Here is a 3,255-nt window from a genome sequence, read left to right as displayed (position 1 = left end):
ACTGATTCCTGGCACAAAAATACTGGAAGAAGCGATTGCCGAACATTTTGGTGTCAGCAGAACGGTAGTGCGCGGCGCCCTGGGCGTTTTGGAAAGCGATCATCTTCTGGAGCGAAAGCGCAATCGAGGTACTTTTGTTGCGGAGCCAAGCATCGAGCAGGCCAGAAATCTTTTTGAAGCACGTCGAAGGATTGAATCACTGTTATTGGAGTTCGTCATTGCGCGCGCAACGCCGGAGCAGCTAAATGCGCTGGAAATTCTGGCTGACGAAGAAGAGCAAACCCATCATCACGGCGATGAAAAATCCAAGACGGTGCTTTCTGGCAAGTTTCATATTGTATTGGCCGAGCTGGCAGGTAATCCAGTGTTGACCGAAATGCTGGCCAAGATTGTGGCGCGACTCTCTCTCGTGATGTCACTTTACGAGGAAAAAAGAAAGGATGACTGTGGTGCTGACCACCATCGCATGATTGTCGCCGCCCTTAAGGCCAAAGATTTAATAAAAGCCCGCGAGTTAATGGATCACCATCTGGCTGATATTGAAGGGCGAGTGAGACTGACTGAGGGGCATGGAGACAGAAATTCGTTCCTGTCGGTTCTGGAAAACTTCTCATAAGCATTATTCTTACCGGCAATAATCCACTGTATTACAAGAATTATTGTGCATAAGGGTTACTTGCCGGTACTGCTACAAATAAGCTAATCCGCTTACGGTAAAAACGAAACTCGCAAGTTCCAGGGAAATGCAGTAATTTACACTGAATTACTTATTTATTCCGACTGACTAGAACCATTGGAACGAAGTGCTCAATGTCCGCTCTTCGCTCAAAGCAGACCGTCACGTTCAACAGTTTTTCGCCAGGATTAGACCATTTATTTTTTATAAAGCTGATGTTTGTATTAAGCCCTCAATAATGAAGGCTCAATACTATTTCGTCCTACTGCAGATTTTTCTCTTTCAAAAACTGACCTACTAAATCAGCAATCTTCACATTATTTAAATCAGAGAACGGGAAGTGGGTATTCCCTTTGATTCCCACTTCTGGCAGATGCGTTACCGTCACATCCCCGCCATGCTTGTTCACCACGTCACGCCACTCACGAGCCATCGCCAGTCGTACGCGCCAGCTGTCCTGCGCGGGCATGGCGACAGGTTTATCCGGAATGTTATCGCCGTAAATGATCAGAATCGGGATTTTGGTCAGTGCCATAAACTGCGCCATTGGCACAGGCTCACCCTTCAGCGTGTCGAACGCGCTTGGCATAGGGGCAGGGAGTTCTTTTTCCGGGAAGACAAAGCTGCTGCCTGGCTCGAAGGCGACAATGGCTTTGACCTTGTCATTTTTCATCGCCGTATACCAGCCTGGTCCGCCACCCTGAGAGTGGGTGAAGAGGATAGCGGGGCCGGATTTATCCACGACGGCGGACATCGCATCAGAGATAACATTGATATCAAACGGCCCGGTATTCGGGGTCATCTGACGGAAATACTGATTCAGCGCTTCTTTGTCGTGAGAGAACTGAACGCCCTTAAAATACTCTGGCCACACGCCAACGCGGAACTGATTAAACCACATCTGTTCATCCGGTTTTGGCGAAACAGTACCTTCTACAGTCGTGCGCCCGGCGCTGCCCCGGCGTGGCTGATCGACAAGATAAGTTGAGAACCCGCGACGCAGGAATATGTTCTGGAACCCTTCGCGACCATCCGGGGTACTTTCCCAGGTACGGGAGAACTGACCTGCGCCGTGCAGCATGACGATAGGGTATTTATGCGGATTCTCCGGGATTTGGTAGAACACAGACGCATGATCGCCATGGTAGGTTTGGCCGGCAGAATCCAGCGGCTTTTTCGCGTCAAATGTTCCTGGTGCGGTGATGATGGTACCACCAGCAGAAAAGCTTCCCTGTTCCTGAATGACCAGCGGCCCGGCGTATACCGACTGAGCCACCAGACCACCCGCCATTACGCAGATGGCCAGCGTTTTTAAGATTGTCTTCAAGATTACATCCTCTGTTATGTGTGCCGTTCAATCATATCTGAGTTGTCAGCGTTAATTATTTAGCACCCCTGATTGCCCTTATTTGGCAGATTCATGAATGCGGATGATTAACTGCGTATTGTCTCTAACCAACTGGTGACTGTTTCAGTGGTTCTTCGCTCCTGGTCGCATTCAATGACCAGCGGTTTTTCCCTGCGCGCAGCGGGGGCGAGACTGGCAAGGATGTCGTCGCTGTCTCCTTTACCGTAGCCACCGTGAGTAATAAAGGGGATGAGTAATTTGCCCGCAAGGTTGTGGCTGCTGAGAAACGTTTGTACGACAGGCGGCACGCTGGTCCCCCAGATGGGAAAGCCTAAATACAGGGTCTCATAGCGGGAGATATCTGCGACGCTATTTTTCAATGCGGGTTTTACTCCCCGCTCACGCTCATTTTTCGCCTGTTCAACGGTCTGAAAATAGTCTTCCGGATAAGGCGCAGCCGGTTCGATTTCAAACAGATCGGTGTTCAGGCTACGGTGAATGACGCCCGCAATCACCCGTGTATTTCCGCTGCGGGAAAAGTACGCCACCAGAATTCGACTTTTACCCTGCACGTTTGCGGTTCCGGTGGCTGCTGATGCCAGAGAAACGTTCGCAAGCGTCAGCCCGGCAAGTGCGGTGATTAACATTCTGCGGTTAGGATCATGCTCCATACCCAACTCCTAATTGTTTGCGAGCGCCTGTTGCAGCGCCTTTTCAGCTCGCGTTGCTGCATCATTTTCGCCATGTTCACGCAGAACCTGTGCCAGCTGGCGCAGCTGCGCTGCCGTCAGGCCGACCCGCATGCTGGCTCGCGTATGCGATAACAGCTGGGCTTCAACGCCCGGCGTGGCCGCTAATGCGCCAACTGTTGCCAGCTCGCGGCTTTGCCAGTCGAGGTTATCGCGGGCGAAAATGTCGCCGAACAGGTGCGTTTGCAGGAACTGATTAATGACCGGGGCAAAATCAAACAGCGGGCCCTGAACGGGAGCGCCTGAGATTTTTGTCTGGTTTGCAGTACCGACACGGCGAAGCTCATCCCCGACAGGGATTGGGGCGACCGGTTCTTTGCCCTCAACGTCTTCGATGCCACGTTGTTTACGTGCTTCGACGACCTTCATCAGTTCGGTAAGCGCATTCAGGCTACGGGGGAAGCCCGTGTAGGCATAAAGCTGGACGAGAATCTCTTTGGTTTCGTTTATGGTGAGTCCTGCATCAAGACCCTGATTCAGGG

The 3,255-nt window shown here is 51.4% G+C and carries 4 protein-coding genes; 1 reads left to right on the top strand and 3 read right to left on the bottom strand.

Going from position 1 to position 3,255, the window contains the following annotated elements:
* Positions 1–616: GntR family transcriptional regulator (locus EYY67_RS24175; RefSeq protein ID WP_131694594.1), on the top strand; the 616-nt coding region annotated here is incomplete at its 5' end.
* 322 nt (positions 617–938) lie between these two features.
* Here the strand turns inward: EYY67_RS24175 and EYY67_RS24170 are convergent.
* From EYY67_RS24170 to EYY67_RS24160, 3 genes are all read right to left on the bottom strand, one after another.
* On the bottom strand, positions 939–2,003 hold the full coding sequence (locus EYY67_RS24170) for an alpha/beta hydrolase (protein WP_131694593.1): 1,065 nt from the start codon (positions 2,001–2,003) through the stop codon (positions 939–941).
* Positions 2,004–2,110: 107 nt separating this feature from the next.
* Positions 2,111–2,695, bottom strand: coding sequence for a flavodoxin (locus EYY67_RS24165; protein ID WP_131694592.1), 585 nt, complete (start codon positions 2,693–2,695; stop codon positions 2,111–2,113).
* A 9-nt stretch (positions 2,696–2,704) separates the two neighbouring features.
* Positions 2,705–3,255: carboxymuconolactone decarboxylase family protein (locus EYY67_RS24160; RefSeq protein ID WP_131694591.1), on the bottom strand; the 551-nt coding region annotated here is incomplete at its 5' end.

Origin of the sequence: Rahnella victoriana (assembly GCF_004330295.1) — a bacterium.
Classification (GTDB): domain Bacteria; phylum Pseudomonadota; class Gammaproteobacteria; order Enterobacterales; family Enterobacteriaceae; genus Rahnella; species Rahnella victoriana.
The sequence above is the reverse complement of the archived record's forward strand: the minus strand, read 5'-3'. Positions and strand labels throughout refer to the sequence as shown.